This window comes from Arthrobacter sp. 135MFCol5.1, from assembly GCF_000374865.1.
Lineage (GTDB): Bacteria > Actinomycetota > Actinomycetes > Actinomycetales > Micrococcaceae > Arthrobacter.
Window position 1 is genome coordinate 153,760 of sequence record NZ_KB895459.1, and the last position, 25,610, is coordinate 179,369.

A 25,610-nucleotide genomic window follows, 5' to 3' on the forward strand; every position below is an offset into this window, starting at 1 on the left:
CCCCTACCCGGTCACCCATGGATTTGCGCCCGGCGCCCCTGCCACCGGAACTGGTTCGTCCTCCGGCTGCGGGCTGTACTTTTTGATGGATGCTTCCACCGCGTCCTTGTGGGGACCTGTGTACCAAGGCATCGTTCGGACCAGCGTGGCGGGTGCGCCGGAGGCGAGGACGACGGCGCGGCCGCGGTCGAGTTCGGCGAGGTTGGAGACGTCGAAGATGCGCTCCTTGGACTCCTGGCGGGAGCGGCTGGAGCCGGTTTTACCTGATGAGACGGAGACGTTGATGTAGCTGTAGTCCCCGATCAGGTCCGAGAGGGCGCGGAGGAAGCCTTCTTCGGCGACACCGCCGCCGTAGACCTTGACGTTAGCGGCGGACCAGATTTTCCGCATATTGGCCTCGCCCCAGAGTTCGACGCCCTGGGACCAGGACTGCAGGATGCCCAGGACGATCAGGCCCTTGGAGCCGTAGTGGCTGAACTGATCGGGTAGGCCGGCCCAGCGGACGACGTTGGCCAGCTCGTCCAGGGCGAACAGGGCCGGCTTGGGAAGGCGGCCGCCGCTGCGCTCGGCCCGTTCTTCCATGGCTTCGGCGATCGCCACGGTCAGTGCCGTGGTGAGCGGGGCGGCTGAGCCTGCCCCTTCCTTCGAGAGGATGTAGATGGTCTCCTGGGACGCGGCGAAGGCGTGCGGGTTGAACTGCCGACGCCCATCGCTGGCCACGCTCGCGCCGCCGGCTGGGGCTACCCAGCGGAGCGTGTTGCGGCTCTTGAGGCACTGGATCATCTTCTCGGCGGTGCCGAAGATACCGTCACGCTGCTTGTCGGCCAGCTTCAGCGTGGACTCCAGGCCCTTGTACTGCAGCACGTAGTCATGGTCCCGGAGGATTTCGATGGGTTCCTGGCTGACCTGCTCCGTCACCCACAGGTAGACCTGTGTGATCGGCAGGCCACCGAGCGCGGCAGCGAGGAAGTACGAGGAGAGGATGTCTTCGGCTTTGGGGTCGAAGTAGGCATCCGGCTTGGACCCCGGAACCCGTGAACCGACAGCGAAGTGCTGGGTGAGCTTGTACGCCTTCTCTTCATCGGTGACGTAGGACAGGGGGTTCCACCACCAGTCCGGTTCTTCCTGGGCGATCTTCTGCGGATCGAACACCCACACCGGGGCCACGTTCTCGCGGACGCCGCGGGTGCCGTCCACCACGTCACGCTTGTTCGACGTCGAGACCACCGCGCCGGGAGCGTCCAGGATTGCGGGCATCACCCGGGACGTGGATTTACCCGTTCGGGGGCCCCAGATGTCGAGGCTGAGGTCTTCCCAGGACTGGACGAATTTCTGGCCGGTGGAAACCACCTTGCCGACGACGATGCCAGGGTTGTCCTTGATCCCCAACCGTTCGGCCTTGGCCTGCGCTCCCTTCTCGGAGAACGCCGCGAGGGACTTGCCCCGGCCCAGGTAGCGGGCAGCCTTGTCCACCCGGGCACGCTTGGACGCACCCTGCCGCCACGCCACCAGCACGACAACCGCCAGTGCCAGGACCAGGCCCGCCATGACGCAGACGACGACTGTGGACTGGGCCGGCCAAGGCACCTTTCCCTTGATGAGCCCGGCGATCAGGTCAATGGGGTGCGCCGGCGGGGCGTCGATTCCTGCCATCCACGAGCCGATGTGTGCGGCGGCGTACGTGCCGCCACCGAAGACGACGATAAAGCCGATGGCCAACCAGACGAGGATGGCGTCCCCGAGGCCCATGCCTTTGCGGTTCGGTGCGCTCACAGCGGGCCTCCTTCAATCGGCAGGATAGGTGCGGCAGGGTCAAGGAGCGGTTCCGCGGATCCGTGCCATTTCCCGTCGGTGTCGTTGACCCCGTCGGGTCCGTGCTCCACAGAGGTCAAACCCACCTGGACCGGGATCCCGGGACGGCCGCCGACCTTAATGAGGAACTTCCCACGCCCTGGCGGTTCGACGTCCACACCGCGGGAGTCCCACGCGGGCGGGTCCTGCCAGGAAATGAGCTTCTGCTGTTCCTGCCGGGACAGCGGTATCGCCGAGGTCAGCAGCGGCATCTCAGAGGCGGGAAGGCCACCACAGATGACCATGCCGGAACGTTCGACGAAGCCGCGGGCCTTCATCCGGTCCTCTTCTGCAGGCAGTGCCAGCAGGTCGGACATGGTGTGCGAGATCATGATCTGCCCCACGCCCACGGACCGGTTGAGGCGGGTGAGGGCGTCCACGCGGTCGACCATGCCCTTGCCGGCGCGCAGGGCCCGCCACAGCTCATCCAGGACGACGAAGTAGTTCCTGCGCGGCTCCAGGCCTGCGTCGGCGAGGGCGTTGGCGACGTTCACGGTGCCGAAGCCGTAGGACCAGCAGGCCAGCAGCACGGCGGCCTGCAGGTCGGTTTCGGTCTCATCGATGCTGGAGACATCGAAGACCACGGCGCGGTCCCGTTTGATCGGGTTGGTGGTCTGGCGGGAGAAGATTTCGCCGAGCTTCCCGCCCCCGGTCAGGCCCAGCAATGTGGCTTCCAGCGCCCGGGTTTCCTGCAGGTAGATGTTCATGTCGCCGCGGTCCAGCGCGACCTGGCGCAGCTCATCCGGCGCGGAGACGATCACGTCCAGCAAGTCTCTCAGGACAGGGACGCCCTCGAATCGTTCATCCAGGACCCGCAGGGCACGGTCCAGGATGGTCTGCTCCTGGTCGGTGGGCGGGTTGTTCCGGCTGATGGTGATGAGGGAGACGACAATGGTCAGGCGCCGGCCGTGGGCGTCGGCGCGCACCCGTGCGGCGTCTTCGTGGTGCCCGCTGTCTTCCAGCAGCTGGGCTGCCTCGACGGCCTGCCCGGGATCGAGAATGTTCATGTAGCCGACGCCGCGGCCGAGCTTGATGACCTGCCCGCCGAGGGCTTTCACGGCTTTGACGTGCTCGCCTTTGAGGTCGCCAAGGATCAGCGGGTGAACGCCCTGCGCGGAAAGGCCGATGAACATCCGGCGCACCACCGTGGACTTGCCAAGGCCGGGTTTGCCGAGGACGAACGCGGACGGGTTGGAAATCAGCCGTGCGCGCTGGAACCAACTGATCGGGTCACAGCACACCGTTGCCTGGGTTTCCTCATGCCGGCCGAGCGGGACACCGATCATGGGCGACGAGGCACCGGAGGAGAACGGCCACAGCCCGCAGACCTGGACGGTCGTTCCCCGGTACTCGCGGACGGACGGGAGCAGCTGGGCCATGCCGCCGCCCCGCCCGGTCCAACCCCGCGAGCCCGGCCCTACTTCCTTTGCCGGGGCTTTTGCTGTCTTTACTGTCTTTGCCTTCCTTGCTGCCAAAAGCTTCATCCGGGCCATTAGAGGGCGTCCCTTACCTCGGTGGGCACCATGCTGTGCTTGGGCAACACCAGCCCCAACGGTAGGGAGGCTGCGAACGCGGTGTCCTGGGAGCCGTAGGCGCGGCGCAGCAGCACCCGGGCGGTACCGGAGGTCTGCTCGATGGCGGCAACGGCGTCCGGAAGGCGTTCCTTGTCGGTCACCGTGGCAGTGACGACCATCCCGAAGTTCACCAGGCCTGCACCTTGGGCTTCTTCCTGGGCAGTCTGCGCAGCAGAGCGGGCATCCACCAGTGCCCGGGCCGAAGGGCGGTTGCCGGAGGTGATGCGGACGTTGGCGTTGTTCTGGTCCCGCTCAACCACGGCGGCGGCGCGGGCGGAGTCCATCGGGCGGTACAGCAGGGAGACGCGCTTGCGGTCAATGTCACCGTGCGGGGCGAGCAGGCGGGACAGGACGGAGGAGTTCACCGAACCGCGGGGCGCCCCGGTCATGGTCCAGGAGGCCGAGAACGCCGAATCGTGGCGGTAGTCGTCCCAGCTTGCCTGCGTCGCGGTCGGGCCGACCTCGGCCCAGGTCAGGGACACCGGGGTGCCGGCCGCGTGGGCTTCGTCGATGATCAACGCTGCGGGCGGGTCGTAGGCGATCCGTACGACCTCGCAGAGTTCCTGCGCTGACATGGGCCGGGCGATCCCTGCCCCGGTGGACTGCAGGCGTGCCGACAACCCGGGGATCCGGGAGGCCAAGTCGCGGGCGACGTCCTCCGGTGCGCGCTTTTTCGACCCTGCCCGCAGGGAGGCATTGAAGGTCAGGGACACCCAGGCGCGGACCGTAGCCGAGCCTTCCGGGTAGGTCTCGACGACCTCATGCAGCATGTCCCTGGCGAACTGCGGAGCCTTCGGGTCGATGTTCATCATGACCTCATTCCGCAGCCGGTACCCGGAGTCCGGGGCGGTCTCAACGGTCACGGCAGCGGCATCCAGGCCGGCCTCGTCGGCGAGCCCGGCGAGCCAGCCGCCCCAGTTGGCGACCCAGGCATCGACCTGCTCGGGGTCCACCAAGGAAGCGCCATCGGGTTCGGTGGAGAAGATCACGGTGAAGTGGCTGGTGGCCGGGACGTGCAGCATGGCAAAGGGGCGCTTGTAGGAGTCGGTGAACTCGTACAGCGTGGACTTCGCCGCCAGCCCCGGCAGCTGGTACATGCCCCATTCGGTCACACCAAGAGGGCCCGAACGGTACAGGTTGGTACCGGAGGACTTCGCGACCTTGAACGCCATGCGGACCCCCACACGATCCACTACGGACTGGCCGTGCTTGTCCTTCACGGTCAGCAGAAGCGCGCAGGCGCCGGCGACGGCAAGGACGCCCAGGCCAACGAACAAGCCCCAGATGGCGAAGCTGACAATGCCCAGCAGGAGTCCGACCATGACAATGCCGGTGCCGATAGCGCCGAGGTTGCCCAGCCCGGCTGAGCGCGGAACGCGCCAGTTGCCGTAGGACGGTTCCTTGTATTCGGTGTTAATTGCTGCCACTGGGGCCCTCCCCGGTTGAATCCTGCGCGGTCGTCTTGATTGCCTCTGATGTCCTGGACGCCACCTGTACGCCTGCGGCTACGGCCATGCCGGCCGGGCCTGCGGCCGTGGCTCCCGTCGCAGCCCCGGCCCCTCCGGCCGGTGCGGCCGCTCCCGCCTTGCCTGCAATGCCAGCGGCGCCGCCGGGACCCGAAGAGCCAGGCGTTGGCTGCCCTCCCCCACCGCGGGGGCTTGAAGATCCAGAACTACCCTTGGGCGAATTGCCTGTGTTCGTGCCCGTTGTGCTGCTGGAGCTGGCTGGGGTGGGCGCTGCGTTGCCCCGGCCACTGCCAACCCGGCCCATGGACACAGCCCCCGTGGCAAGGGCCCCCACGGCGGCTCCTGCCGCTGCCCCACTGCCGGCGGCAACGGCTCCTACCATCGGCGTGACGAACCGCATCAGGGCGGGAAGTGCGAACAGGGCAACGATCATCAACGTGAACCCTGTGATGGAGCCGATCAGGGCATCCTTCCCGCTGGTCTTGCTCATCAACAGGAATGCGACCGAGTACACGATTGCGGCAGCGGGCTTGTAGAGGATGAAGGCGATGGTCCAGCCCACTGCCTTCTGGAACCACTGCCTGCCCATCTCGGTATTCGTGAATGCGGCGGTGGTGGGCAGGATGCCGGCCAGGATCACCAGCATGCCGCTGCGGACGACCATGAGAACGATCTGGACCAGGGAAGCAATCAATCCGATCAAGCCAAGGACGATGAGGATGAAGACCGCGCCGCCTGTGTTAATAACGGCGATTTTCTGGAACGCGTCGGCAAACCCTTTGCCGTCCGTGGATCTTTTGATGATGGCGGCGGCGAAGGCATCAGCGGCAATCACCAAAATTGAAATGACTCCCAAGCCGAGACCCGATACCAGAGTCAGTGTGACCAGTGATCGTAGGAGGTCTTTCAGCGGCGCCCCCCGTTGTTCCCAAACCATTCTGATACCGCCGAGAATGACAGCGAGAACTGCAAGGGTCAGGGTCCAAGGCATCAATTCGCTATTCACAGCGGATACCACCGGACTGGCCTTTGCCCCATCCTCGCTGGTGAGGTTCACAGTAGGCATGGACACCCAGAAGGTAGACAGAGTCGTCACCATCTGGCTCATGCCCTCCATGATGGACTTCGCTAAGTTCCCGATTGCATCGTTGGCTATGTCTTCGAGTGCGTTGCCAAAGCCGCACTTGAGGTCTCCCCAGCTGCATTCAGCCATGTCAGACTCCCGACCAGAGGATGAAGCCGCTCAGGTCCCTGACCTGGGAGATATGGCCGAAGGGGGCTCCGTCGTCCGAGGGTTTGACCTTCCAATCTCCGTCCAGCCAGCGCATGGAGAACGTTGTGCGGCCCAACGCTCCCGTTTCCGTGGCGAAGGCGAGATCGATGGAAGCTTCCGACGGTGTGTAGGACTTAAGCAGGAAGCCCTTCACCTGAATCGTTGTGCTGCTGCCACTGGATGAGGTGCCGCTGGCCGTCTCGTTCATCGCAGCGTCTCTACCGGCTCCCGGGACGAGAAGCCTATCGGCGACCTGCTTGAGAATGTCGGGTTCCCCCGAGGATCCAAGAGCAGCGACGTTCATAGCCGCGTAAAGGGACCCCGTGGGTGAATGTGCGAAGCATGAGCGGAAGCCGTTCGTATCGGTTTTGCCCGGCCCAACTTCAGGATCCGTGGGGGTCGCCATCTTGCCTACCAACTCCCACTTTGAGGTGGGCGCTGCCCCAAGTGATGTCTCCGAGGAAGACGGCAGCCCACAAATGCTCTTTACTCCGTCACTCGAAGCGCTGCGGCTGGCGGTGGCTGTGCTACTTGAAACCGGTGCGGGCTCCGCATTGCTCTGCCCTTTGGGGAGCAGGAAGATGACGATCCCCGCCGCAACCAGCGTGACCACCAGCGCGGCCGCGATGATGAAGCCGGCTTTGGTGAACGGATTGCTTTCGGTGGTGCTCTCTGTCGACTGGCTCATACGGAACCTCCCGTTGATGGTGCTGGCTTAAACGAAGGCGCGGACGATGCCTGCGGCTCCGGTGATGATGATGCAGCCCATGAGGACCCAGCCGAGCTTGCCGATCGCCTGTGCGCCTTCACCGCGCTGGAGCTGGATGACCATGCCGATGCCGACGATGATGACGCCCAGGACGCCCAGGACCAGGCCGATGCCGGAGGCCCAGTTCAGGATGGTCAGCAGACCGCCGGCCTGCGCCGGGACGACGGGAGTGGGGTTGGGAATAACGCTGGTTGAGAGTGCAGTGAACATGTTCATGGCGAGACCTTTCAGTGGCTGGTTGTCGTGGCCAGGGCCACGTCGGTAATGAAGCGCTGGTATTCGCGAACGGCTGGCAGTGCTGTGGTGTCCATGTGCCGCCAAGCGTCCACCCAGGGCAGAGCCCAGAATCGTGGCGCTCCGCCGCCTACGAGGGCGGTGAAGTCCCGGAGTGCTTTGGGTGTCTTTCCCGGGGCGTCGGCAAGGACGGCGAGGCCGAGCAGTTCGACCTGCGGGGCCGCGCCTGACACCCACTGGGTGAGCGCGTTCCTGGCAGTTGTCAGGCCCCGCATGTCCGCGCGGCAGACCAGCAGCACCTGCGGCCTGCCGCCGCTGGGGAGAACGGGCCAGCAATGATCCGTAGAACGGGCGGATTCGATGAGGTCAGCGATCCGGCTTTCACCCGCTCCCCCGTGCGTGCCGACAACCCAGAGACGGGCTGTGCCGGCCATGCTGCGGGACGCCAGCCGGTCAGCCGCGTCAGGCTCGACCACGCCCCGAAGCGGTGTGCTGATCACAGCCGCCGCCGGGGCAGCCACAGCCCGTGTTTCCTCAGCCGGTTCATCAGCCGTGGTCCGCGTAACCCAGGGGTTCAGGGTCTGCTGCATGGGTCCTCCTCTCAGGTTCCGCAGGAATGGTTCTAGAAGCCTTTGGCGACGGCGGCCGCCGCCGCGAGCCAGGCCCGCTGGGTCGCGGGCTGGAGCGCTTCGTAGCGGATCGGCCCATTGACCAGGGCGGGGTCGTACGGGATGCGGACGACAGCCCGCACGAACGGCTCGAAGCCGTCAGCAATCCGCTGCGCCTCGGCTTTCGCCCGTTTCAGGGCATCGCCGGTCATGCTGCGCTTGGCGTCGGTGGACTCGGAGACGATCACGACAGCGTTGCGTGCCAGCCCGGCGTCGTGGCCACCACGGGATTCGAGGGTCTGGAGTGTCAGCCGGGCTGCTTCTGCGCGGTCCTCGATGGCGGTGACAGGGACGACGAGCTGGTTGGTGTGGTCGATCATCCGCCGCCAGTTAGCGGCCCGGGCGGTGTTGCCGGAGTCCATGATGACCAGCCGGTAGTACCGGGTGAGGACCTGGTGGGCGATGTCCACTTCCTCGGCGGTGACTTCGTGGTCGCCTTCGTCGTTTTCATCCGAGCGCAGCACGTCGAACTTGTCGGCGGTCTGGTGGTGGACGAACTTGGCGATCTCGGCCGCATTCGTGGACGGGGACAGCAGCTCGGCGGAGGAATCGATCAGTTCCAGGACGCTGCGGTCGTGGGCACCCTTCTCGGTCCGCCAGCCCAGGGTGCCCTGGGATTCGTTGTTGTCCCACGCCACCGTCGCTGCGCCGCTGTAGCGGGCGAGGATCGCCGAGAGCATCACGACCGTGGGCGTCTTGTTGGCCCCGCCCTTGCGGTTGACGACAGCGATGGTCCGCGGGCCGGGCCAGTGCTGGCTGACGGTCCGGATGTCTTCACGCTCGGACAGTTCCTCCGCTGAGGGGTCCATTCGGAAGCCCAGGCGGGTTAGCGCACCCCGCCAGCCCTGCGTAGCCGGCTCCAGCACCGGGGTGCTGACCAGGAAGGAGGTCTCCTTCAAACTGCGTCGCGTCACCGGCGCATCGGCTGCGACAGCCTGCTGCGGTGCCTCATCGGCGGCCGGAGCCACGTCCGCGGCCAACGCCGTCTCGGTTGGAAGGGGAGGCCAGGGCTGGCGGTCCACCCTGGGCTGGGCAGCTTCAGGCTTCACCACGGGCGTTGGCGCTGGAGCGGCGTCGATAACTTCGGGGGTGGACGCAGCGTGCGTGCTGGCGGGTGCGGCGGTGCGGCGGCGGGCCGGGCGGGTTTCGTAGGAGACGGATTCGACGTTGCCGTCCGGGTGAACAATCAGTTCGCCGTGGCCTTCGGGATCCTCGATGCGGACCCGGACGGGGCGCTGCAGCGTCTTGGCTTCGGCCACGACAAGGGCCAGTGCGTTGTCGCGCAGGTCCTGCAGGGTCTCCCCTGCCGGGACGACGCGGGAGTTACCTGCGACGACGACCTCGGCGGTGCCGTTGTCACTGATGATGGCCTTGATGTTCGGGAAGGCCAGGACCTCTGTGGTTGTGGGGCTCATGAACCTGATTCCTTACGTTGACGGGGTGGTGAAGTGCGGGCGCTTACGAGGTGGGCGGGGTGAGCCGGTTAACCTTCCACGGGGCCTGTGGGCCGGTTCGGAGCAGCTGCAGAGTGTAGGTCCCGGCATCGGTGGGCACGGCTGCTATAACGCCGTAGCCGTTGGCCTCATCCACCGCCAGCGTCGCAGGGCCGGTCACCCGAGTGGCGAGGACATTGGCCGGATCCACGGCGGAGTAATCGGCGGTGGCCTGCGGCGTGAGCCAACGAGCGAGGTCGTTGGCCCACTGCTTGTCATCCACGCCCGGGCGGGCGAAATCCGTCATGGCCTTGAGGGCGGTGTCTACGGCGGCGTCCTTGCCGGCCTGATCCCAGCTGATGCCGATGGTGGCTGGCACCGTGCCATCGGGGGCCTGCGGGCCGCTGCCCGCGCTCAGGGAGACCGGCGCCGAGGCCGCGGCGGCCGTGCGGGTCGCCGGTACCGGCGTGGTGCTCGCTGCCGGTGCGCAGGCCGTGCACAGCAGGACCACCGCGGTCAGTGCCAGGGATTTCTTCACTTCTTCTCCTCTTGAGTGGGCAGGTACAGGAAGGCTGACGGGACCGTGTTGCTGACCGTCCGGGTGTAGTAGTTGTGGTCATCCGGCGGCGGGTTGCCGTTGTAGCCCTCTTCGACGAAGGTCCCGTTGTCCTTGACTTCCTTGACCACGGCGACGTGGCCAAAGGTCGGGTCCGCTCCCCCAACACCGGGCGCGTACCAAACAACGGCACCAACACGGGGTGTTTTGCCCGTGGCCCAGCCCTTGGCGTCCCAGCCGGCCTTCCACGTCAGTGCAGAACCCAACTTCTGCCCGTCCGGGCGGAACGTGCCATTGAGGAACTTGAACGGCGCGCTGGTAGACCCCATCTGCTGGTTCACGCGCCACAGGGCAAAGTCGACGCATTCGCGATAAAACATGCCCAGCGGCGATGCCACCGCTGGGCCCGTCCCGGCCTGCACCCAAGTCGGTGAGTTCTTCCACGGGTAGTCATCCCCGGCCCCGGACTGCCCGGGAATGGCGCAGCCGCTGCCTTCCAGCGAGAATTTGCCGTCCGAGAGTGCCTGGACGATTTTCACGGCCTCGGGCCAATACTTCTGGTAGTGGTACGGGTCGGCATTGCGCTGGACCTTGTTGCCGGCAATGGTAGGTTCCAGCAGCTCCCAGCCAGCCACCTTCTGCAGGGCCTTGATGAAGTTCGTGGCGCTGATGGTCGGGTCCATCCGATCCGTGTACGATCCCCACGCATCGTTCCCCCGCTGCTGGAACAACCCCCGGGAATCCGGCCCGGCAACGTCGCCGCGGTCGAGAACACGGAGCCCGGACTCCCCAAGTGCGACCATGACGCTGATCATCTGGCCCTTCACAGGCAGAATCAGCGCCTTGCCGGCACCCATGATCGCCGCGGCATTCTTCAACTGCTCCTGAGAGTAACCAGCGACCTTTGTATCGCCGTTGATCGACACCGAGACTGTCGGGCCGCAGTCGGCAGCAGCGGGCTTCGCAGGGGCAAGAAGCAGGAGTATGGAAAAGACCAACCCGAACATTAGGCCGGGGACTACGATCAGCGCCACGAGGCCAAGTGACTTTCGCTGCATGTGAATCCCCCCTGAGCCGCAGGCGTCAATAAGCTCCCCCAAAACATACAGGCCTGTAGTGAACATGTGCAATGCTTGTAGTGGGCATGCATTCTACATATACAAGCTTAGGGGGAACGTTACGATGAGTTGGCTTCGTAACACTTCTTGAATCGGCGCTGGAGGGTGGGACCTGATGCTGACGACACGGCGCGGTCTAGCCTGCCTGGCGTTCCTTGCACCCGTGGCTGCACTGTCTGGATTCGCCGTTCTGATGGCGCGCAAGATCGTTGGACGGGGACCGAAGGACTATCGTCGCGCCGAGCTGAAAGATGATGGCCGCAGGCTCCGAATCGACTTGGATGACTACACCAAAGCCCAAGGCGACTTTGGCGTGTTTGACCCTGCAACAGAACGCTACACAAGAGTCGGTGAGGTCATGCTGATCGACGAGGATCAAAAGTTCGTTGAGCGGCTAATCCATACGCAGGACTCCCGGCCGACGTCCCTGGGGCCGGTGGTCGATTGGACCCCTGATGTGTTCTTCGAACCTTCTGCGGTGGCCGGGCGGTTTGAAGAGGTGCACATCCCCACCGCATACGGTGCGGCACCGGCTTGGTTATTCGAAGGTAAGAACGCGGGCACATGGGTGATCCATATTCATGGCAGCTGGACCGACCGCTCGATCATGTTCCGTGACGTCCACGCTTTCAGTCACCTGGGCTTCACGTCTCTGGTTCCTTCATTCCGCGGTGACTTGGAGGTCAGCCCGCCACAGGCCGAATCGAGCCACCTTGGGCAAACGGAATGGCGTGACGTGGAAAGCGCTGTTGCCTATGCCGTGGCTCATGGAGCGAGGCGAATCATCCTCTCGGGCTGGTCAATGGGTGGCACGATTGCCCTGCTGACGGCAGAACGCAGCGCCTACCGTGACCGGATCGTTGGGATAGTCCTGGTTGGGCCAGTCACGAGCTGGCGTAAGACCATCACAGCGGGGGCGGCACGGGCAGGAGTGCCGCCGGTAGGGGCCAACCTTGTGATGTCCCTGCTGCAGGCCCCCCTCTTCGCGAGGATGCTCGGGCTGGAGGAAACGATTAACTTCGATGACCTTGAATGGGTCGATGTACCCCACCGGGTGGCAGTCCCGACGTTGGTCCTGCATTCGCACGCGGATCAGGAGGTTCCCTGGGAAATCTCGGTGGCGTTCCAACGCGCGAATCCGGGCACCGTCACCCTGATTCCTCTACCGGAGGCGCACCACACTCAGGAGTGGAATGCCTCTCCCAGTGCTTTCACGAACGAACTGACGAGTTGGATTAGCAGGACGATTCTGACCTAGCACGCCTAGACCTGGGCGTCGAGCTTCGCCTCAATCTGGTTGATCCTGCCCTGAACAGACTCCGGGAACGCTGTCAGGTTCCCTCGCTGGTAGTTGTGCAGGACGATGAGGCTTTTGTAGACCCCATTCTCCAGCGTTTCATTGAAGAGGTCCCATGCCGGGCTAACTCGAGAGTGGTCTGCGTGCACCCGGATCCTCAGCCCAGTCAGCCAGAGCGCGTCAATCATCCAAAGCCGCAACTTCGGGATTTGCTTCGACAGGAAGAGAATCAGCCACCCGGCTGCCGTCACCGAGAGGCCGGCGTAGAACAGACGGTCAAACCATGATCCGATCGCCTCTGCGAAGGTATGCCAAGGCGAGAAATGGAAGAGCAACACGTACGTGAGGTGGCACGAGACGGCCGCCGCAACTACGAGCAGGCCTGCTGAAAATGTTGCGTACAGGCCCCTGGCCTTGTGCCGGAGCATGTAGATAATCCTCAGCACGGTGAACAGCAGCGCGAGCATGTAAGAGCCGCTGTATACAGCGATTGCGAGCTGGTCCATACGGTAATCGATGAAGTCCGCCGACGTTGGAGCTTTGTCCTTAACCAGGGCGAAACTGGCAATCATGATGGGAATGCTCAGCAACGGAGCATAGTAAGTCCACCGGACCGCCACATTCGCTAGCCTCCGCACGCTGTCGTTGAAGAAGAAAATGGCCAGCAGCGCGAAGATGGCTTGAAGTAGATTCGCCACGTTGATACCACCGAGGTAGCTGTCGATGGTCGCTAGCGGTGTAACCGTTCCCAGGACGTAGAGCGCCGCGAGGCCGAACACTGATGCCACCCAGGAGGCCCGGGCTTCCGCCACCTTGACCACTGAAGGGATCCGAAGGAGGCATAGGGCAGTCAGCAGCGCCACGAGCAGCAGTTTCATGGTTTAGAGGAAAGGCTCAGGCTCGAATGAGCTCCGTGCGCGGGTCTTTTTCGACATTTCGAAAGCGAACTCCTCTACCCAGCGTTCGACGGGATGGTTCGGGACAGACCGGCAGGTGATGCTGATTGCATCCGCAGTTTCCCGCAGCATCTCTTCCGAGAGGTTCGGCAGAGCCAAAGAAGTCCGAAGGCTCTCCAAGTAGATATGGCCAAGCTCGTGATAGATGCAATGAAGTTTGTACTGCTGCGACTTCTGCGGAGGGAAATAGACGTTAATGCGGTCTTCAAATTCGGCTTTGAATGCCGTCAGCGCGCCCCAGGACTCTTTGTACTCGACCAGGTTGATCGGTTTCTCGCAGATTATGGTCAAGCGGTCGACGACTTCCTCCATCGACGTCGCACCGTCTCCACATAGCTCCTGGACCTTTTCGGCGACAGGCGGGAGGCTCATTTATTCTTCCTCTTCGCCGTTCATCGATCCATCTATAATCCTGGTGATCGTCTTCAGCATCTCGGGCGAGGTGGCGCCCAAGTTTCTCGCCGCAAAGTTCTTCACCTTGAGCTTGCGCATCTGTACAAGGAATTCCATACGCGCTTCTACTTCAGGAGGAGTCTCGCTGTTGAGGTCACAGAGATAACTGGCGGGTACGGCAAAAACGTACTCTGCTATGCCCTTCAGCAGTTCCTGATCGGTCACCAGGCTGCCGGTGCCGTTAATCAAGTAGGACCACCGTGTCCGTGACAGCTGGATACCGTGGGCGGAGAGTGCCTCCTCCACGTGAGGGTACGTGAGCGCGCTGTTGTGATCGGACTCCCAGATGTCCACCAGAATGCCCATGCGATCCGCAAGCCGCTCTTTCTTCTGCTGTTGCGTGAGAAACACGCTGCGGCCCCCATTTGCCATCAATAAAGCTCCTTAGCCAAGCTCAGCCTCTTGTGTAGACCGCCACACAGAGCAGGCGGGCAGCTAACAAAATGCTACCCGACGCCTACCAGAGCGTACAGGCAGTGAGTTGTGCATGTGCGGAACATGTATGTAGTCTGACGCTTGCAGGGTCTTTTGAAGGAGCACCGAATGCCGCCACGGCAGAACCTGTACGTCTACAGGTTCTCTTGAACCGAAGTGAGGGTGAGTGACATGGAGGAATACCGTCCACCCAAGCTGCTCGGTAAGAAGGCGCCGTTGAGCTGCCTTGTGCAACCGGATCAGTATTTCGCTGCCTGGAAAGCGAGACAGCGGTACAACATGTCTTTCGGTGAGTATGTAGGCGCTCTGGTAGACCGCGCGGAAGGCCGGCCCAACAAGCTTGATGGGATGTAACAGGGGACACTGACTGGTCACAAAGACGACACGGTCCCGTTTTCTGAAAACAAATCCCATGAGGGTTGCTAGGCCGGTGATAGTTTCGGAGCAGTCGCGAAGGATCGTCCTGTGATTCTGCGGGGCGGGCACCACAACGATGAAGCTGTAGCGGCTTAGGCGGCTACAAAATCAAAGGACACAGCAAATGACGGCAGTAGCAGTAAATCGAGGCGGCGGGCGTCCTAGCAAAGGGCTGCGCAAGTTCATTGGTTTCCGCTCACCTGAACCAACCGCTGACGGTATCGCCAAAGTGGCAGCGCACAAGGGCCTGACCGTTACGGAATATCTTCTGTCCGTTGTCGAGCCACAACTCAAGGAAGACCTGGCCGCACTCGACCGGGATGACTATCAGCAGGAGTTGCCCATCCGCATGGCCTCATAACCAAAAGAAGGCCCGCACTAGGCGGGCCTTCGAAGCTTGAGACTTACTCTCTGGATTGCTTGCCGGCGGATCAGATTGTAAGTCGTGGAAGGCCTGAAACGGCCATCCTTTGTGTTGCTATGAAACCGATCTGGCAGGATCGGCCCTTTTTCGTACCTCAATCCCCGAAAGGATTACTGACATCGTACATCAGCACGTCTCCGTGCTGCCATTACACCCCACTTCTGGCGTGTCAGGACAGCAGGATGACCCAGCCACCCTTTGGACAGCACTAACACCACTACTGGCCGGTCAGCCGCGCGTACGGTTGTCGCGGGATGGGGGCAAGACCTACCCGCAGCGACACGAACGGAACCTAACCGAAACGCTCCCCTCTTTGCCCGCGGCCGTGAGAATTTTTGGCAAAGACGGCACCTGCGCGGCGATCTTCCTCGACTTTGACTCCTCGGTAGCAGGTACAGACTGGGTTCAAGCCGACGTCCGCGCGGTCCAGACCTGGCTGCATTCGGTGGGGGCCCGGTGGATTGAGGATTACTCCCCCAACGGCGGCCGCCACGTCTACGTCCCGCTGGCGCAGCGGGTCACCTTCTCCGAAGCGCGTGATCTTGTCGAGGCGCTGGGCACCCGGTACCGGACCCTGGACAAGACCCCGCACCAGAACCTGCTCCACGGCTGCATGCGAACCCCCGGCTCACCGCACAAGCGAGGCGGCCACCAGGAACTGGCGATGAGCCTGCCCATGGCCTACGACATCGCCCGTCGGCCCAACAGCGCAGCGATCTGGACCGCTATGACCAAGGATCTTTCCGCCGAGATCAAAGCCGTCAGGGCACTCCGCCAGGAAGAGACCTTCACCCCGGCAACCTCCTCTGCGCCCGTCGTGGACCACCCCGTGGGCCGCATGTCCCGGGCCATGCAGGTACTCGCCCAGACCGGCATGTACGACACCAGCCGGTACGCCTCAGACTCTGACGCGCGCCAGGCAGTCATCGTCGGCGCCGCGGCCGCTGGCCTCCAGCTCGTTGACGTGGAGCGCCGCATGCTCCAGGGAACCTGGCCTGGGCTGGCCTCCTTCTACGCCCGGTACGCAGCCCGTCACCGGCTCCCGGCCCTGCGCCGGGACTGGATGAACGCCCTCAATTACTTGAAAAAAAAGCCCGCAAAAACCGGCCCAAATGACAATGTCCGTAGATCCCCCACAAGCCAGCCATCTACACAGGCGGCAGAGGTAAGGGGGATTCCCCCAATTTCTAATCCCGATGCGGAGCATCGGTTCATCCGAAGCTGGCGAAGTGCCCTGCGCATCAGGGAGGTGAACTACCAGGACTCCAGGACAGGAATGGCACGACGGATGGTGCTTAGGGCGTTGGGAGAGGCAGCACACATGACAGCTTCCCGGTTTATCGAATTCGGCGTCCGGTCCATCGCGGTCGCCACAGGCCTCGATCACACTACAGTCGGCCTGCACCTGCGGGAACTACGTGGCGAAAAGGATCCCCTGATTACCCTCGTTGAAGAAGCCCGGGGAACCAAGGGCGATCTATACATGCTGACCGTTCCCGAAGGGCTGAAGACCGCAGCCGAAGACGCCTCCTGGCAGAAAGGGAAAATCCACGCCCTCCGCCCGGTGTTCCGGGAACTGGGGCTGCCCGCCGCGTTCGTCTACGAAGCCCTGGAACACTCCCCCGTCATGGTGACAGCCGACATCGTGCGCGTCACCCGGTTGTCTCGGTCCGCCGTGCATGAAGCCCTGGAGGTTCTTGCCGCCTGGAACTTGGTCTCCCGAGGTGCAGGCCGGGCCTGGTCGATCGTCACTGGCACCTCGCTAAGGCTGCTCGCCGAACAGTTTGGGGTGTTCGAAGCTGTGGCCCTCCAGTTGCAGCGGTATCGCAACGACCGGATTATCTGGCGGGAATGGCTCGCAAAGAACGTCGACTGCGTTCCGCAGCTGCTCTCCCCCGATGATGACTATCCCTGGGAACTCTTTGAGGGGCCCCCTGATGAATGGTCGCTGTCCGACATGGCTTTCAACAGAGCGGGGTAAAGGCCCGAGTCAAAGTCGGTCAGTGGCAAGCCCTTGTGGCCGCATGCAGTCCTTTACGGCTTGCAGCTGAAGTAGCTGTCTTACGTGTACCTCGGGACGAACTTTGGGTTATTCACGTCATGCCATAAGGCATGCCATAAGTACTATGGGAAGGCATTTCCTAGTTTGGGACGGCGGGATCACTCCCCCGCTTTTTGTCCCGCTTGGATATGAAGCTTGAAGACGGTCGAAACCAGCGCGCTGCGCGAGGGTGCGTCAAACTCAGCGACTTTCTCATCCAGCCACGCAACCTGAAGTCCGTCGAGGCGCAGTTGGATCTGAATGCCGGCTTCTCCTCGTTTCCGTGGTGCGCGCCTAGGCATGCCGGAGTTGGTTAGCGTGGTCACTGGGGCGAACTCCTCGGCGATTTGTTTGTCGTCGACGGCTTCGAAGGCATCAATCAACAGGTCCGCATATGTGGTCCGCTCCTGGTAGACGGCATCTTTGACCTGCGCCAGGAGTACTGGCGGCAGGTAAACGCCGACGTTGCGCAGAGCCCCGGGGACCAGCTCAGAAGCCTTGGCCGCGCTAGTCGCCTTCTTGGAAGCAGGCTGCTGCGGTTTGGTGGCCTTCGGGGTTTTGACTGAGGGGGGCTTGGAGTCCTCGCGCTCCCCTGTCCACTCAAGGGGCGCCTCATCAACAGTTGCCTGGTCAGCGGGCGGATTATCTGGCCCTGGCTGTTCAGTAGGCACCTGCGTATCAGCGGGCTCGGGTGCTGCTGCTGGCGGCGCCTGTACAAGTTCCCGGGCCGGCACCTCCGGGGACTCCTTGAGAGTGGGTTCCGCGGTAGGTGTGCCCCTCCCCCGCTTTGGAGCCAGCAACCCTTGCAATGCTGCGCCGCGGGCAGGCGCTACAGGTGCGAATGCCCCGGCCAGACTCTGCCGGCCGCTCATGCCTGGTTCCCGCTTTCGATCTCGTTCAGTCGGGCGAGGATCTCGGCGGTTAACTGCTCGTACTCTTCAGCCAGTCCGCCGGCGTTGCGTGAAAAGAAGCCGTCTGCCGGCTTCTCTCCCGCTCGGAGCGCCTTCAGGCGGTTCTTCTGAGCGTCGGTAACGGCACCTTCGAGTTCGTGGAAGAGCAGGCCCTTGCGACGGGCGTCGGCGCTTGCGCTCTCTAGGTTCCTGATGCGGGTTTCGAAGACCGGGGCGACGGTGCCGAGCATCTCTTCCAGAGTTTCTCGCACGCTGCGTTCCAAGCGAAGGGAGCGCGGTCCAACGCCGAAAAGGACGATCCCCGCCAATTGCAGCGATGGGTTCCGGTCGCGGACCGCCATGAAGCGGCGGGCGATGCGTTCGACTCCGTCGATACTCGCATCATCGGAGCGGGTAGGAATGACGACGGCGCTGGAGATGGCAAAGGCGCCCTCCACGAGAATCCGCTCCCCCGGCGGGGTGTCGATCAGGATCAAGTCGTAATCGTCTGCCAACGGGGCCAGGACGGCGTAAAGCATGTCACCGAAGTCGCCGGCGTCGGAGCGGCTGGAGCGGGACACCATAAGGCCCTGGATGTCTTCCAAATCCTGACCACCAGGGATGACGTCCAGGTTGTCCCGCACGTCACGCAGGATCATCGGCGTCGTGCCGGTGATGAGGGCCTGAAAAAATTCCCTGCCCGTTTGGCGCTCATATCCGAGGTCGCGAGCCAGGTCGCCCTGGGGGTCAAGGTCGATCAGTAGCACGCGGGAGCCAGCCAGGGCCACATACCCGCCAACATTGGCTGCTGTTGTGGTCTTGCCCACCCCACCCTTGCCGTTTGCCAGGGAGACCACACGGTCAATGGCGCGCGTTGCCTGAGGTTTCGGCGGTACGGGGGTTTGCAGAGATCGTGCCATCGACCGGTAACTCTCCTACTTTGTGGGGGGCATATTGTCCTGCGTTCCACGCTATGTGCACTCCTCCGGGAACGATGGCATTGACACGCATATGAGACAACACAATTTGTCGTGTGGATCCATCCATGGGAAGCCATGTCACACATGCGGCTGAATGTCAGGCGTGGGTGTCTACGTGTGCCCCAGTGACAAGGCCCATGGGAGGCCACATTGTGGCTCAGGCTCGATTCATAGTTCGACGTATCGCCTCGCTTGAGGCAGTCCGGATCGTGGGTGTATCAATGTGTGTGTCAACGTGCATAACAGTTGGATCCAAAATATCAATAAGGGCGTGGTTAGCCACGAGAAACAAGGCGTGTACTTATATAGATGTTCATGCACCGTCGACCACAATACTAATGGCGGTAGCCCAAGCTACTGGTACCCTGTGGTGTCCAATAGGACGTATGGCATAGATTATGGCATGAAAGATGCTAGTCGAGAGACGAGCCTCGCACGCAGATACCAACAGGAATACGGATGAGCCTTGCGTAGCCCCCGCTAGTGGCATATGCAGAGGCCGTGACGGGGCAGGGGAGAGGCCCAATTAACCCGCTTGTGCTAATCCGGTTGCTTAGCCGCCGAAGCAGGCCGCAACCAGCCACATTCGTTAACCGTGAGTGGCAATTACTCGCTCGTCGAAGTTCCAGTCACGACCGTGTCAGATGACGCTCCGCTTTGATCGGTAAGCGGCGCACCTTCCCTAGTGACAACTTTTTGTCCTCAGAACAGGCTCCGTTGGCAAAGCGACTAATTCATTTAGCGGTCACCTCGTCATTTTGCGGGATTGATCCCGGAGGTGCTCCTGCAGCCCGATAGCCGGGGGCCCGAAGTGGCTCGTGAGCGTGCGTATGTGCACGGGAGGGCTCCGCGAGCAGCATTTCCCTTGATGGACCACGCTCGCCACAACAGCGGCGGCCGCGGCCAACAGCGCTGCGCTGCGAAAGGCAGGTCAAATACGACCGTTTCTGATGGCGCTTTTATGGGGCAGATGAATTGGGGGCGGATCTTGTCGCTGCCTGGGCATCAAAAGACGGGTACGTCAATAGCGGCGTTTTTGGGTGTCCTGGAAGGATCTGTAGGCAGATCGTGTTGTCTAATGCACGATATAGAGGTCTTTTCACACGTGTAGTTCGGGGATGCAGATGGAACCGCTGAAGGTTGAAGGTGGAAAGGGTGTGGTGAGCCTGGAATCGACGGGGGTTATCCACCTGTCGTGGGCTTCGGGTGTGAGGATCGAGGAAACGGATGCTCGGGCGGCAATGGCAGCTGTGAATGAGGTTGCCGACGGCGGGGAGTACCCCATGCTGGTGGATATGGCCACGACCTCGTCGGTGACCCGGGCGGCGCGGGCTGTCTTTTCGATCCCGTGCGCGGCTTCTCGGATTGCGCTTCTTGGTGCCAGCCCTGTTGACCGGGTGTTGGCCAACTTCTTCCTTGGTGTCCATATCCCGCCCTGCCCGACAAGGTTCTTCACGTCGCGGTCTGAGGCGATGAACTGGCTGGGACAGGTTTCTGGGGCATCGGCTCATTAGCTTCATCGTTCCGGGGTGGGACAGAGAGACAACTGCGGCGGTCCCTGATTTGACGGCGAAGTGATTCACGCACTGCCGGCCAGGGCCAGGGCCCGGTCGCGCGTGTACGCCCAGGTACGTCATCGAACAGGCATTGCGTCGGGGATAATTGGTGGCCCGTCCTCATCGGGAAGCGTCAGTTAAGACGCCTGTTAGCAGGCGGGAAATGGCGGCTTTTGCCTGCAGGGGCTTGGTCCTGATTAGCAGGCAAGGTCGGGTTGTGCTGGTGCAGGATCGTCACCGACGCACTGGGAACCTCCCCGCGTCAATGCCCGCCGCTACCTGGAGTCGTGTGTCGGCGGAGGATCCTGGGGGGACCGCGTCCTGGTGCTTTCGGGCGCTGGCCTACTGCCACTTGGCTTGTTACCTGTGCGTACACCGACGGCGCGGTAGGGTTGCAACGGCAAAGGGAGGGTGAACCGCTTGCAGCTGAACGTTTACATCTCCAGGGCCGCCGACGGGATCTTTACGGCCAAGGCGGTGTCAGCGATGGTCGAAAAGTGAGCCATTTCGCGGGCTTGGCGTCTAGTGGTCGTTGCAACACCTGAGCTTTTAGGAGTTGCAATTGGCAGAGATGAAGAGAGCAAGAAAGTCCCGGGGCGCCCGTCCAAAGAACGCCGCTCGGGCTCACTATGATCAGCTGATGAAACAGGGAATGGGCAACTCTGAGGCCTGCAGGATTGTGGGAATCAGCCGCAGCTCGGGGACGCGATGGCGGCATGGCCACACGGTTGTTCTGAAGTCCGGAGATATCAAGAAGGTTGCGCCCATCTCGCATCATAGGCCGGCGGCTATCTCCGCCCGGTTCCTCTCGGAGTCGGAACGGATCACGATCGCGGACCTCCTGCATGCAGGGCGGAGCATTCGCGCTATCGCCACAGAGCTCGGGCGCAGTCCATCGACAGTGAGCCGCGAAATCCGCCGGAACATTCACGAGCCCTCCGGCAACTACCGTCCTCGCACGGCCCAGGGCAGTGCCGAGCGTCGACGGAGCCGCCAGCGGACGGGAAAGATCGCATCTAACCCAGTTCTGCAGCAGTTCGTGCGGGAACACCTGAAACAGCGCTGGAGTCCCCGTCAGATCAGCAACCGCTTGCGCGCCGTTTTCCCTGGACAACCGGAAATGCACGTTGTCCCGGAGACCGTCTACCAAGCCCTGTACGGGCGCGGAAGCCTGGATTTGGCCGTGGATCCAGCAGCAGCCCTGCGCACCGGACGGACCGGTCGCCGGCCGCGTCGTCGGAAGGAACACCGAACCAGGCGCTTCCCCGACATGGTCATGATCCGAGACCGGCCGGCAGATGCGATCGGCAGATTAGTACCAGGGCATTGGGAAGGGGACCTAATCATTGGAAAGGGAGGCCGCTCTGCCATCGGCACTCTGGTCGAACGGACCACGCGCTTCATCGTCCTCCTACACCTGGCCGGTAACCGTGGAGCTGAGAATCTGCGCGATCGACTGGCCGAAGCGATGGGACCGCTACCGGCCCATCTACGCCGATCTCTGACCTGGGATCAGGGCACTGAGATGGCCTGCCACCAGGACTTCACACGGCAAACACTCATCCCTGTGTACTTCTGCGACCCAGCCAGCCCCTGGCAACGCGGATCCAACGAGAACACCAACGGCCTGCTCCGCCAGTACTTTCCGAAGGGAACAGATCTCAGCGTCCACACCCGCGAACACCTGGCCATGGTCGCCGCCGAACTCAATCAGCGACCACGTGAAATCCTCGGATGGCAAAGCCCTTTGGAACACCTGACTAGACTGGTCTCACCGTCGACAGAACCACAAATCGTTGCAACGACCGCTGAACTCCGCCGCCGTCACAATGGCTCACTTTTCGACCGTCACCGACAGGCGGTGCAGATGCCGGAATTGACCGCCCATGCGCGGACGCTGGAAGACATCCCGGGCGCCGTGTGTTCGGCCGCTGCTGCCCTAACCGGACAGCCTCCCGAGGAATTCGAACTTGTCCTGGACTTCTAAACCCGTGCAGGAGCCACGAAAAACTCTTGTTCTCCCAGGACTCTAGGTCCAACAAGCAGCGGAATGTGAGTCACCTCTGCCGGGAACAGATTTGGTCCTGCTGGGACACCGCGCAAACCCATCCGCCTTCTTGTGTGTAGGCCGCCAGAATGGAGCCGCGTCCGAAAACCTGGAGCGTGTCTGCTGAATGCCGCAGGACAGCCCTGGTGCAGTCCAGGCCGCGCAATACCTTTTTCGCCTTGGGCAGGACGTCAGTGAAGTCCATGCCATGCATGGTGACGCGCCCGGCACCGGTGCTCGTGGCATATTCAAGGACGTAAGGCATAGCGCAAAGCGTGACAGGCATGACAGCCATGGACTACGGCCGAAAGACCCGCTCATGAACAGGTGGATCCGGGGCAGCTCTAAGACATGCAATGGATCCTCTCGGAGGCTTGATCGTCCCCCAAGTGGCCGGCGCCGGCTGGGGGTGGGCCCTGGAGTCTCCAAAGAACTATTCTCAACAGGACCCTCACGACGCCGGCCACATCCAAACCCGGAAACCTCCACCCGGGAACAGCATGAAACCTTGATTAATCGTAAGGCTCCATGGCCGTCAGACCGCGGGGGAGGGCTACCTAATCTCTCCCTCGGAGTTTTGGACCCGCCATGACGGCATGCATTTTTTCTGGCACACGCAAGAGCTGAGCAAATGGGTATTAACGTAACGTCGGCGTGGCCCCAGGTTTTTCTGCTCAAGGGGCCCTACGGCAGGGGTCTGGCCGTTGACCATCCGTTCAGTAACTGGGCGGCGCTGCCGTTGTCCATGGCATCGATGACGGCGGCAGCTACTGCGTGGAGCTTGGTGTTGGTGTGCTGGCTGTGGGCGGCGAGAATTTCGAAGGCTTCCTCGGCGCTGATTAGAAGCAGTCCGCGGAGGATCCCCTTGGCTTGCTCAATGACGGCTCTGTGGGCGAATGCTCCTTGAATGGCTTCATCGGCGGCCTGGCGTGACTCTTCGTGCATGGTGCGGGTCAGGTCAACCATGAAGCCTGTCGCGCGTTCGGGTCTGCCGGACTGATCAAGCGTGGCGTGGAGGGAGGAGAAAACCTGGCGTTGCCTGCCCCGGCTGTCGATGATCCTGTGCAGCAGGGCGATCTGACCACCGTTTTCGGCCAGGCCCTGCAGGAGGTGCTTGAACGGTTTGCGGTCATCAGCGTGCTGGTGGGCCATCAACACTTCAAGGGTGGGTACGACCTCGCCGGGGCGGAAACCAAGGATTTTATAGAGTCCTTCGGACCAGCTCATGTGCCCTGACGCCAGCTCGAGGTCGAGGGTTCCCGCCGGGCAGGCGCCCTTCGCCATCAGGGGGAACAGATAGGTGTCCAGCTCCGCCGTCATCAGCAGCACATCTCCATGTCTTTAGAATGCCCTCGGCAATCAAAAGACATCTCCCCTTGCCGGTAGCCCGGCTTCTATTATCGGCATGGTGTGCCCGCGGTAACAGGACATGAGTTGAAGAGCCCGGGCTGGCAGGAGAACTCCGTCACCCCGGAACGGCAGCGGCGGTGCAGGGACCTGGCTGTGCGGGGGCCTGCTGGGAGGTGGGTTGGCCGGTTAGGTGTGGGTTGTGTAGACGTCGGGTCCGAAGGTGGTTATGCCCGGTTCTGATGCTGTGCCGAGGCGGGGCAGGGAGAAAAAGTCCTCGATCGTGGCCAGCAGGCTGTAGTGGTTGTAGGGCTGGGCGGAGGTGCCGCCCGGGGTGCTGTAGGGGGAAAGAACCAGGGTGCCGATCTGTCCGCCCGCGGTTCCGCCGGGCAGTGGTGTTGAGGGGCCGGCGCGGCCCTCGTCGGCTTCATCGAAGGTGATGATGAGCATCCCGTCCTGTTTGAACGCCGGGGAGGCCAGGATTGGTGGGACCGCGGTGCGGAGCCATTGGTCTGCTGCTGCCAGCCCTCCCGGGGTTCCGTCGGCGCAGGGGTTGTCGTGGCCGTCGTGGCAGACGTTGGGGGTGATGTAGGCCAGGTTGGGGGTCGTGGCCACGGAACCGAGGTCCTTGGCCAGTTGGGTGTAGTTCACGTCGTTCCGGGCGCAGTCCCCGGAATCGGTGATGGAGCGGAAGTAGACGAAGGGGTTGTGCCGGGTGGCGTACTGGTCATTGGCGCTCTTGTGGAGGCTGTCTTCGGCGCCGACGGCGGGATGCAGGCAGGGCGAGGGCATGTCCTCCATGTAGGCCTTCCACGTTTTCCCGGCCGCGGTCAGTTGCCCTGCGAGGGTGGGGACACTGGCCGGGTATACGCACCCGTCGCCCGTCAGGCGTCCCTGGCTGTCGGAGCCGGTGGGGACGAACGCGCTGAAGGTGTGGCAATCATGGGTAGTGCTGTCATTAGGTGGCTGCCCGGAGATCTGGGCCAGGTAATTCGGCAGCGAGTCATGGGCGATGCCGTAGTACTGGGTCAGCAGCACCCCCTGGGACCGCAGCGTACCGGACAGGTACGGTGCCGCGGACCCCTTCCCGAACACCCGGTCGTACCCTTGGTTTTCCAGGTTGATCACAAAAACATGCCCCGGAACGCCCGGCCGCGATGGCGCGGTAGTGGGCTGCCCCGGTGTGCAACCCGTCAGGACCAGACCGGCGAGAACCAAGGCCGCCCACAACAGCAAGGGCGTCCCGCGTCGGCGGTTCCTGCTGGTGGTGACTCGGCGTCCGCGGACCATTCCGTTCTCCCTCCGGTTCCCCGTGGAGACAATGTCCCAGATGCCCCTCTGCAGCACCATGGGTATTCGCTGGGAGATCGCCATGAAATTGCACACCGAGGACAGTTTTGTAACCCGCAAATTCCGGCCCTCGGGCCGCAGCCGCGTTCGCGAAGCGCAAGGCCCGCAGCAGTCACAGCCGGAGCACAGCAACAAGAAAGGGCCGTGACAGTGTCACCGCCCACGCTAGGAATAACTTCGAAATCCGGAGTGGAACCAACAAGGAGAAACCCGTGAACAACGTCCGGAAAATCGCCGCAGGTGCCGGCCTCGTCGGTGCCCTGCTCGGAGGCGGCGCCCTCACTGCCGCCGCACTGCCCGCAAACGCTGCCACTACGACGCCAAGCCCGTCCAGCACGGCCGGTGCCGGTCATGGAAACGAAACCGCCCTCACGGGTGACACCGCGGACAAGGTCAAGGCCGCCGTGCTGGCCGCCAACGCAGGCGCCACGGTCGATTCCATGACCACCGAGGACGACGGCTCCGCCGCCTACGA

Annotated in this window: 22 protein-coding genes and 2 pseudogenes; 6 read left to right on the forward strand and 18 right to left on the reverse strand. The window is 62.9% G+C overall.

Annotation, left to right across the window (positions count from 1 at the left end):
- Nucleotides 1–3 precede the first annotated feature (3 nt).
- The 10 genes from C563_RS0113550 to C563_RS0113595 all read right to left on the reverse strand — a co-directional run bounded on the left by C563_RS0113550 (nt 4) and on the right by C563_RS0113595 (nt 10,882).
- On the reverse strand, nt 4–1,773 hold the full coding sequence (locus C563_RS0113550) for a type IV secretory system conjugative DNA transfer family protein (RefSeq protein ID WP_018762605.1): 1,770 nt from the start codon (nt 1,771–1,773) through the stop codon (nt 4–6).
- Nucleotides 1,770–3,344 (reverse strand): helicase HerA domain-containing protein, encoded by a 1,575-nt coding sequence (locus tag C563_RS0113555; protein WP_018762606.1) that lies wholly within the window; start codon nt 3,342–3,344, stop codon nt 1,770–1,772. The genes C563_RS0113550 and C563_RS0113555 overlap by 4 nt, the downstream gene beginning before the upstream one ends.
- The gene (locus C563_RS0113560; RefSeq protein ID WP_018762607.1) at nt 3,344–4,852 is read right to left on the reverse strand and encodes an SCO6880 family protein; all 1,509 of its coding nucleotides are present in this window, start codon (nt 4,850–4,852) and stop codon (nt 3,344–3,346) included. Before C563_RS0113560 ends, C563_RS0113555 begins: the two co-directional genes overlap by 1 nt.
- Nucleotides 4,839–5,747, reverse strand: a complete 909-nt coding sequence (locus tag C563_RS0113565; RefSeq protein WP_231369891.1) for a hypothetical protein — start codon at nt 5,745–5,747, stop codon at nt 4,839–4,841. Before C563_RS0113565 ends, C563_RS0113560 begins: the two co-directional genes overlap by 14 nt.
- A 358-nt stretch (nt 5,748–6,105) precedes the next feature.
- Nucleotides 6,106–6,852 (reverse strand): hypothetical protein, encoded by a 747-nt coding sequence (locus C563_RS0113570; protein ID WP_026264813.1) that lies wholly within the window; start codon nt 6,850–6,852, stop codon nt 6,106–6,108.
- Between the two features lie 27 nt (nt 6,853–6,879).
- The gene (locus C563_RS0113575) at nt 6,880–7,149 is read right to left on the reverse strand and encodes an integral membrane protein (protein ID WP_018762611.1); all 270 of its coding nucleotides are present in this window, start codon (nt 7,147–7,149) and stop codon (nt 6,880–6,882) included.
- A gap of 11 nt (nt 7,150–7,160) precedes the next feature.
- On the reverse strand, nt 7,161–7,757 hold the full coding sequence (locus C563_RS0113580; RefSeq protein WP_018762612.1) for a DUF6668 family protein: 597 nt from the start codon (nt 7,755–7,757) through the stop codon (nt 7,161–7,163).
- A gap of 32 nt (nt 7,758–7,789) precedes the next feature.
- Nucleotides 7,790–9,250 (reverse strand): ATPase involved in chromosome partitioning, encoded by a 1,461-nt coding sequence (locus tag C563_RS0113585; protein ID WP_018762613.1) that lies wholly within the window; start codon nt 9,248–9,250, stop codon nt 7,790–7,792.
- A 43-nt stretch (nt 9,251–9,293) separates the two neighbouring features.
- The gene (locus C563_RS0113590; RefSeq protein ID WP_018762614.1) at nt 9,294–9,806 is read right to left on the reverse strand and encodes a hypothetical protein; all 513 of its coding nucleotides are present in this window, start codon (nt 9,804–9,806) and stop codon (nt 9,294–9,296) included.
- Entirely contained in the window at nt 9,803–10,882 is a 1,080-nt protein-coding gene (locus C563_RS0113595) for a CHAP domain-containing protein (protein ID WP_026264815.1), read from the reverse strand. The genes C563_RS0113590 and C563_RS0113595 overlap by 4 nt, the downstream gene beginning before the upstream one ends.
- Before the next feature lie 175 nt (nt 10,883–11,057).
- Between C563_RS0113595 and C563_RS0113600 the strand changes: the two genes are divergently transcribed.
- Entirely contained in the window at nt 11,058–12,200 is a 1,143-nt protein-coding gene (locus C563_RS0113600; protein ID WP_018762616.1) for an alpha/beta hydrolase family protein, read from the forward strand.
- Between the two features lie 5 nt (nt 12,201–12,205).
- Here C563_RS0113600 and C563_RS0113605 read toward each other — a convergent pair whose 3' ends face one another.
- The 3 genes from C563_RS0113605 to C563_RS0113615 are packed head-to-tail and all read right to left on the reverse strand — an operon-like array spanning nt 12,206 to nt 14,020.
- A complete protein-coding gene (locus C563_RS0113605) occupies nt 12,206–13,117 on the reverse strand; it encodes a hypothetical protein (protein WP_018762617.1) in 912 nt (303 codons plus the stop codon).
- Between the two features lie 3 nt (nt 13,118–13,120).
- A complete protein-coding gene (locus tag C563_RS0113610) occupies nt 13,121–13,567 on the reverse strand; it encodes a hypothetical protein (RefSeq protein ID WP_018762618.1) in 447 nt (148 codons plus the stop codon).
- Nucleotides 13,568–14,020, reverse strand: coding sequence for a hypothetical protein (locus C563_RS0113615; protein ID WP_018762619.1), 453 nt, complete (start codon nt 14,018–14,020; stop codon nt 13,568–13,570).
- A 604-nt stretch (nt 14,021–14,624) separates the two neighbouring features.
- On the opposite strand from C563_RS0113615, the gene C563_RS0113625 reads away from it, so the two are divergent.
- Both C563_RS0113625 and C563_RS0113630 read left to right on the forward strand, forming a co-directional pair.
- Nucleotides 14,625–14,861, forward strand: coding sequence for a hypothetical protein (locus C563_RS0113625; RefSeq protein WP_026264817.1), 237 nt, complete (start codon nt 14,625–14,627; stop codon nt 14,859–14,861).
- 202 nt (nt 14,862–15,063) lie between these two features.
- Nucleotides 15,064–16,905: a MarR family transcriptional regulator gene (locus C563_RS0113630; RefSeq protein ID WP_442852942.1), complete on the forward strand. Its 1,842-nt coding sequence runs from the start codon at nt 15,064–15,066 to the stop codon at nt 16,903–16,905.
- A gap of 179 nt (nt 16,906–17,084) precedes the next feature.
- Here C563_RS0113630 and C563_RS0113635 read toward each other — a convergent pair whose 3' ends face one another.
- Complete coding sequence (locus C563_RS0113635; RefSeq protein WP_018762623.1) at nt 17,085–17,699, reverse strand: hypothetical protein; 615 nt, start codon at nt 17,697–17,699, stop codon at nt 17,085–17,087.
- 134 nt (nt 17,700–17,833) lie between these two features.
- Nucleotides 17,834–18,775 carry a ParA family protein gene (locus C563_RS0113640; RefSeq protein WP_026264820.1) on the reverse strand — a complete coding sequence of 314 codons (942 nt, stop codon included), beginning with the start codon at nt 18,773–18,775 and terminating at the stop codon, nt 17,834–17,836.
- 1,184 nt (nt 18,776–19,959) lie between these two features.
- Here C563_RS0113640 and C563_RS0113645 point away from each other — a divergent pair.
- Both C563_RS0113645 and C563_RS21330 read left to right on the forward strand, forming a co-directional pair.
- A complete protein-coding gene (locus C563_RS0113645) occupies nt 19,960–20,349 on the forward strand; it encodes a DUF7793 family protein (protein ID WP_026264821.1) in 390 nt (129 codons plus the stop codon).
- Between the two features lie 694 nt (nt 20,350–21,043).
- A pseudogene (locus tag C563_RS21330) lies at nt 21,044–22,171 on the forward strand (IS30 family transposase); the annotation flags it as partial.
- A gap of 277 nt (nt 22,172–22,448) precedes the next feature.
- Here C563_RS21330 and C563_RS0113660 read toward each other — a convergent pair.
- The 3 genes from C563_RS0113660 to C563_RS0113670 all read right to left on the reverse strand — a co-directional run bounded on the left by C563_RS0113660 (nt 22,449) and on the right by C563_RS0113670 (nt 25,135).
- Nucleotides 22,449–22,703, reverse strand: coding sequence for a hypothetical protein (locus C563_RS0113660; RefSeq protein WP_155845180.1), 255 nt, complete (start codon nt 22,701–22,703; stop codon nt 22,449–22,451).
- A gap of 419 nt (nt 22,704–23,122) precedes the next feature.
- Complete coding sequence (locus C563_RS0113665; protein ID WP_043424213.1) at nt 23,123–23,758, reverse strand: PAS and ANTAR domain-containing protein; 636 nt, start codon at nt 23,756–23,758, stop codon at nt 23,123–23,125.
- A 216-nt stretch (nt 23,759–23,974) separates the two neighbouring features.
- Complete coding sequence (locus C563_RS0113670; RefSeq protein WP_231369893.1) at nt 23,975–25,135, reverse strand: alkaline phosphatase family protein; 1,161 nt, start codon at nt 25,133–25,135, stop codon at nt 23,975–23,977.
- Nucleotides 25,136–25,347: 212 nt separating this feature from the next.
- Between C563_RS0113670 and C563_RS0113680 the strand changes: the two are divergent.
- Nucleotides 25,348–25,610 (forward strand): annotated as a pseudogene (locus C563_RS0113680) (hypothetical protein); the annotation flags it as partial.

Bases quoted from the DNA above. Each gene is read 5' to 3' on its own strand.
- C563_RS0113555 (WP_018762606.1), bottom strand. From the start codon at position 3,344: ATGGCCCGGATGAAGCTTTTGGCAGCAAGGAAGGCAAAGACAGTAAAG.
- C563_RS0113570 (WP_026264813.1), bottom strand. From the start codon at position 6,852: ATGAGCCAGTCGACAGAGAGCACCACCGAAAGCAATCCGTTCACCAAA.
- C563_RS0113575 (WP_018762611.1), bottom strand. From the start codon at position 7,149: ATGAACATGTTCACTGCACTCTCAACCAGCGTTATTCCCAACCCCACT.
- C563_RS0113580 (WP_018762612.1), bottom strand. From the start codon at position 7,757: ATGCAGCAGACCCTGAACCCCTGGGTTACGCGGACCACGGCTGATGAA.
- C563_RS0113585 (WP_018762613.1), bottom strand. From the start codon at position 9,250: ATGAGCCCCACAACCACAGAGGTCCTGGCCTTCCCGAACATCAAGGCC.
- C563_RS0113595 (WP_026264815.1), bottom strand. From the start codon at position 10,882: ATGCAGCGAAAGTCACTTGGCCTCGTGGCGCTGATCGTAGTCCCCGGC.
- C563_RS0113600 (WP_018762616.1), top strand. From the start codon at position 11,058: ATGCTGACGACACGGCGCGGTCTAGCCTGCCTGGCGTTCCTTGCACCC.
- C563_RS0113605 (WP_018762617.1), bottom strand. From the start codon at position 13,117: ATGAAACTGCTGCTCGTGGCGCTGCTGACTGCCCTATGCCTCCTTCGG.
- C563_RS0113610 (WP_018762618.1), bottom strand. From the start codon at position 13,567: ATGAGCCTCCCGCCTGTCGCCGAAAAGGTCCAGGAGCTATGTGGAGAC.
- C563_RS0113615 (WP_018762619.1), bottom strand. From the start codon at position 14,020: ATGGCAAATGGGGGCCGCAGCGTGTTTCTCACGCAACAGCAGAAGAAA.
- C563_RS0113625 (WP_026264817.1), top strand. From the start codon at position 14,625: ATGACGGCAGTAGCAGTAAATCGAGGCGGCGGGCGTCCTAGCAAAGGG.
- C563_RS0113640 (WP_026264820.1), bottom strand. From the start codon at position 18,775: ATGGCACGATCTCTGCAAACCCCCGTACCGCCGAAACCTCAGGCAACG.
- C563_RS0113645 (WP_026264821.1), top strand. From the start codon at position 19,960: ATGGAACCGCTGAAGGTTGAAGGTGGAAAGGGTGTGGTGAGCCTGGAA.
- C563_RS0113660 (WP_155845180.1), bottom strand. From the start codon at position 22,703: ATGCCTTACGTCCTTGAATATGCCACGAGCACCGGTGCCGGGCGCGTC.
- C563_RS0113665 (WP_043424213.1), bottom strand. From the start codon at position 23,758: ATGACGGCGGAGCTGGACACCTATCTGTTCCCCCTGATGGCGAAGGGC.
- C563_RS0113670 (WP_231369893.1), bottom strand. From the start codon at position 25,135: ATGGTGCTGCAGAGGGGCATCTGGGACATTGTCTCCACGGGGAACCGG.